Annotated in this window: 11 protein-coding genes and 1 pseudogene; 3 read left to right on the top strand and 9 right to left on the bottom strand. The window is 45.6% G+C overall.

Annotation, left to right across the window (positions count from 1 at the left end):
* Together AAC854_RS21580 and AAC854_RS21575 are read right to left on the bottom strand one after the other, a co-directional pair.
* Positions 1-180: pseudogene (locus AAC854_RS21580) on the bottom strand (HNH endonuclease); the annotation flags it as partial.
* A 4-nt stretch (positions 181-184) separates the two neighbouring features.
* Entirely contained in the window at positions 185-694 is a 510-nt protein-coding gene (locus AAC854_RS21575) for a hypothetical protein (protein ID WP_340618890.1), read from the bottom strand.
* Positions 695-806: 112 nt separating this feature from the next.
* On the opposite strand from AAC854_RS21575, the gene AAC854_RS21570 reads away from it, so the two are divergent.
* From AAC854_RS21570 to AAC854_RS21560, 3 genes are all read left to right on the top strand, one after another.
* Entirely contained in the window at positions 807-959 is a 153-nt protein-coding gene (locus tag AAC854_RS21570) for a hypothetical protein (RefSeq protein ID WP_340618889.1), read from the top strand.
* Complete coding sequence (locus AAC854_RS21565) at positions 947-1,096, top strand: hypothetical protein (protein ID WP_340618888.1); 150 nt, start codon at positions 947-949, stop codon at positions 1,094-1,096. The genes AAC854_RS21570 and AAC854_RS21565 overlap by 13 nt, the downstream gene beginning before the upstream one ends.
* Before the next feature lie 238 nt (positions 1,097-1,334).
* On the top strand, positions 1,335-1,568 hold the full coding sequence (locus AAC854_RS21560) for a hypothetical protein (RefSeq protein WP_340618887.1): 234 nt from the start codon (positions 1,335-1,337) through the stop codon (positions 1,566-1,568).
* Here AAC854_RS21560 and AAC854_RS21555 read toward each other — a convergent pair.
* The 7 genes from AAC854_RS21555 to AAC854_RS21525 all read right to left on the bottom strand — a co-directional run.
* Entirely contained in the window at positions 1,546-1,788 is a 243-nt protein-coding gene (locus AAC854_RS21555; RefSeq protein ID WP_340618886.1) for a hypothetical protein, read from the bottom strand. The two genes, AAC854_RS21560 and AAC854_RS21555, sit on opposite strands and share 23 nt — an antisense overlap.
* The gene (locus tag AAC854_RS21550; protein WP_340618885.1) at positions 1,785-2,246 is read right to left on the bottom strand and encodes a lysis protein; all 462 of its coding nucleotides are present in this window, start codon (positions 2,244-2,246) and stop codon (positions 1,785-1,787) included. The genes AAC854_RS21555 and AAC854_RS21550 overlap by 4 nt, the downstream gene beginning before the upstream one ends.
* Positions 2,243-2,641, bottom strand: a complete 399-nt coding sequence (locus tag AAC854_RS21545) for a M15 family metallopeptidase (protein ID WP_340618884.1) — start codon at positions 2,639-2,641, stop codon at positions 2,243-2,245. The genes AAC854_RS21550 and AAC854_RS21545 overlap by 4 nt, the downstream gene beginning before the upstream one ends.
* Before the next feature lie 3 nt (positions 2,642-2,644).
* Positions 2,645-2,848, bottom strand: a complete 204-nt coding sequence (locus AAC854_RS21540; RefSeq protein ID WP_340618883.1) for a hypothetical protein — start codon at positions 2,846-2,848, stop codon at positions 2,645-2,647.
* On the bottom strand, positions 2,845-3,168 hold the full coding sequence (locus AAC854_RS21535) for a hypothetical protein (protein WP_340618882.1): 324 nt from the start codon (positions 3,166-3,168) through the stop codon (positions 2,845-2,847). The genes AAC854_RS21540 and AAC854_RS21535 overlap by 4 nt, the downstream gene beginning before the upstream one ends.
* Positions 3,165-3,467: a phage holin family protein gene (locus AAC854_RS21530; RefSeq protein ID WP_235428058.1), complete on the bottom strand. Its 303-nt coding sequence runs from the start codon at positions 3,465-3,467 to the stop codon at positions 3,165-3,167. Before AAC854_RS21530 ends, AAC854_RS21535 begins: the two co-directional genes overlap by 4 nt.
* 86 nt (positions 3,468-3,553) lie before the next feature.
* Positions 3,554-4,058, bottom strand: a 505-nt coding sequence (locus AAC854_RS21525; RefSeq protein WP_340618881.1) for a DNA methyltransferase, incomplete at its 5' end; no start/stop codon positions are given.

Genomic DNA, 4,058 nt, shown 5'->3' with positions numbered 1-4,058 from the left:
CCTAAGAATCCGTTCGCGTAGCTTGTCCCACTTGCTGCCGTAGCCGCGGGCGTGTCGGCTCTTGCCTTGCTGGTGAGCCTGCCAGCCGGTGTGCAGATGGTCAGGACAGTAGCCGGAGCGGTCAGTGGTGGTCTTGGGACAGCCTTGTTTGCGGCAGGCGCGAGGGATACGGGGTGGCATGGCATCACCACGTCGAGAACAGTCCGCCGCGCTCACTCTCGCGTGCGACGAACAACAGTATCTCTTCACGGACTATCTGGCGAATATGATCGTCATCAGGGATGCTGGGTATTTTCGCTGAGTTAATGACGGCCGAACTCAGGCGAGCTTGCTTAGCAGTCCCTCTATATGCTTTCTCTATTTCATTGATTATGGCGCTGGCGTTTATATCTACTGCCAGTTCCAATGGAGCAACAACTGCTCTTACTTTCCTTTCCGAGTCACAGACCTTGAAGCCATCGGCAGTAACCCCAGCCTTGATTCCTTCATCTACTGCCAGCGTCATACCTGCGGAATAGGTCTTGCTCGCCTGTTCCTTTTCTGCTTTCGGTTTGAACCCATTGTGAATGATGAGATGTTGAGGGGCTTTCCCGCCTATACTCATATCAAGCCGCCCATCTTTGTCATACCATGCTGAATATCCCTCAGCCGTTATAGATGTGCTGCCATCTTCTTTGATAATTATCATCATCATAATTTTTGCCTCATTTAGCATATTCAACTGGTTGGTTTTATATAAACCCGACTTTTTTAAAGAACATGGGTACCTAAAACTTATATAAAATTCTGCATAAGCCACTCTGTGAATGATCTATTCAGAATTTGCCGTCTCTCCGACTGTCACACCGCTTCTTCTGCCTACAGCGGATGTTGCTGATAATGACCCGTCTTCTTCGGGGGCATGGGTTATTTTTGATTCTGTCTGTACGCTCGATGGTAAGGAAGCATGTCTCAGCTAATACCGACAGACGGCGATAACCCGACGCAAAGGAGTATCGATATCGATATTCCCGATAGAGGTGTGCTCAAAATAGAGAGCCAAAAACAATGGGTTAACTCGTTTTGTTCAGTCCCTTGCGCACAAGTAACACACTGAAAGGCAACGAATTTATTGCTTTTGTCCAGTACATAAATCAACCATAGAGGTATGTCTACAGTTGGAAATAAAAATGCCGCCAGCCCGTGTGCGTTGGGTACGCGGCAGGAACGGGGTGGCAGCATGGGTTATTTCTGTAGCCACTCCGGGAATGGGTATAAGAATAAAGGCCTGCTTTTAACCACATCAGGCAAGGTGGTATCCTTGTCAGTCCCTACAACAAACAAGATGAACAAATATGCTGAAATCTAAATTAATTGCTAAATGCTTACTTCAATGTCACTTAATTCAAGATCAAGTCACTGGTGAAAGAGCTGTAGAAAGCATCTTTGAAGAATATTTTCCGCGCCACTCATTCAATATATGGAATACTCATTTACCTGATAATGTGGTTGATTTTTATTTAGAAACCTCTAAAGGTAGCGATACAATTCGTGTTGATTCATTCATTAAAGATTTGTGGGATCTTTGATTGCTGCAAATGCTGCGTGTTTATGAATTATAGTTTTTCCAACCAAATTAGCCTCATGTTCCAGTGAGGCGCTATCAAGCGATAGGGCCTCTACTACCGATTTAAGAAAAAATAAGTAATCAACTGATATTGCAGACTTTGTATTCAGGTAACACAAAGGAGCGCCATTAACCCGTAACTCAATTATTTTTCCTTTGTTATTGTTACTCACTTTATTCATCTCATCCCCTTGTAACATTCAGTATTGATGTAATCCTGCAAATATCTTATTTTTGCCCGGTCGTTAATGATGCCTTCTCGGATATCGAGAACAGTAGATCCAGTTTCTCCAGTGAGTTCGACGGTGGTTGTAGCGCCCACGCTGACGGAGGTAATGGTTTCAGACACAGGACAGGTGGCTTTGATGCGCAGCTTGCGACGACCAGCGGCAACATCAGTCCGAAGAGTATCGATTTCGATCTTGGCATTGGCGAGTTCCTGTGTGTGTCGGGTATCTAATTCGTGGAGTTGTTGGATTCGCTCTTGCTGGGTGGTGTTGATGGCGATTTGTTCTTCATACTGTAGTTTTAAGCTACGGTATTCTTCGGCCTTGTCCTGATACTCACTGTAGTAGAACCAAAGCAGGCCAGCGACGACAGCAAAAGCACCGAGGGTAAAGTACTGGCTATTGAGTTTCATACGGGTATCTCAATATGAGGCGCATCCAGAAATTTAGCCGGCTTATCGTGGGGATTACTTGTCCACGTGATGCCAAACCGAAGCTTTATCCCCAATTCTTCACCTGCTTGGTGTACTGCATTCAATACTGGCAGCCAGCATGTGTAATTATTCCAATCTGCACCTACAGGAAGCAAGTCAACCGCATGACCCGTCAAATGGCGAGAATTCAGGGTCCGGCTTTTCTTCTCTTTCAATAATTGCTTTTGGCGCTCAAGCGTTCTGAGTCCTTCAATTACCGTGAAGTCAACTGGGGATAGCTCTAAGGCTCGACGAACAACCGCAACCAAATCAGGTTGTACACCTTTGAGGTTATTTTCACTGCGCTGGCTAAACTGAAAGTTATTCGTTGCCACTGTTTACTCCCCGTTACTGTTCAGCAATTTTTCAACATCCCAACTACTCATACTGGTGTAAACCTCTACACCGGTATCCAGAAAAATAGCTGTACCGCTATTACCGTTATAGTCAATGGGCTGAAAATGCGTGATACGTTCTAAAACAACGGTTGTTGGATACATCCGACTACTGACGCCATAGGGCGGAAAATTATAGGTATTCATGATTTACACCTACTCATTCGGGACGTTTCACCAATTTCATACCGATCATCAATGAGTTCGTCACCATCGCCATTGAATTTAGCCATCGCATCACAACAGATGGTACAACAGCGGTAGTGCATGATTTCACCGTCAAATACCCATGTTGATAATCTGGCTGTGGATTTAGGGGGGATAGTTTCATCGCAGATATAACAGCGAGCCGATTTGCGGGTTATACCGATTTTGTCTTTCAGGCAGCGTTCAGAGCCATCACCAAAATCACCCGCAAATAAATCAAATGACAGAACATCATCTATATATTGTTGGTCTCTGCTCATCTTGGGTCACCTGTCAGTCTGTTCCAGAAATACGTGAGAGCGATACTTCCCATCGCACCGCACATGCCCGCACTGGCGAATGTCATGTATAAGCTCAGTCCTGCCTCGAGGCTGATAAAGCCCCCTATCAGTCCGGTGAAGCCCGAAACGACTACCTGAGCCACTGCCCCGAACCAACTCCAGCGGGCATTACTGGTTTTTATATCGATAATGTAGCGGACTATCCCGCCCCATGCTGAAAGCAGCAGCAGTATCAGCCATTGATACAGTTCAAAGCCGCTTGGGTCTTTATTTGGCATGCGCATATTCCACCCCATTTGAACAATGGGCGTCCGTGGGGTGAACGATGGTTACCCCTGTGAGTTGTAGTAAGTAGAATGCAGGTTCAAAGATTTGCTGGGGCTAATTTGAAAAACCTAACCCCTTGGGTTTTATCTTCTTCTGCAATGGCTTTTTGGATTCTTTTGAGGGCAATTCTGGAGATCAATTCAGGGATTGACTCCTGAATACAATACGCTGTTGCCCCCGCGTTTCTTGAGACAGATTCAGGCAATTGAACCAGAATAAACTGTCTTCTGCCGCCATCTTTCTTGTTTTGTTTTAACACCGCATGACCTGTAGAACCACTTCCCGCAAAGAAATCAAGAATGATATCTTCTCCATCCGTGACCTTCATTAAGTGCTCAATCAATCCTGTCGGCTTGGGATAATCAAAAACAGCGGAACCGAGAAGCGCTTCAACCTCTTGGGTTCCCTGCTTCGTGGTAAAACCGGTTATGATGGTTTTGGGATGTTCAGTGCCCCGCTTTTTAACATATTGAAGCACACCATTAGGCTTGAAGAAGAACTCAACAACCTGCTGTCCTTTAGAGTCAAAAGTCTCATTTCCT

This window comes from Xenorhabdus entomophaga (assembly GCF_037996725.1).
Lineage (GTDB): Bacteria > Pseudomonadota > Gammaproteobacteria > Enterobacterales > Enterobacteriaceae > Xenorhabdus > Xenorhabdus khoisanae.
The sequence above is the reverse complement of the archived record's forward strand: the minus strand, read 5'-3'. Positions and strand labels throughout refer to the sequence as shown.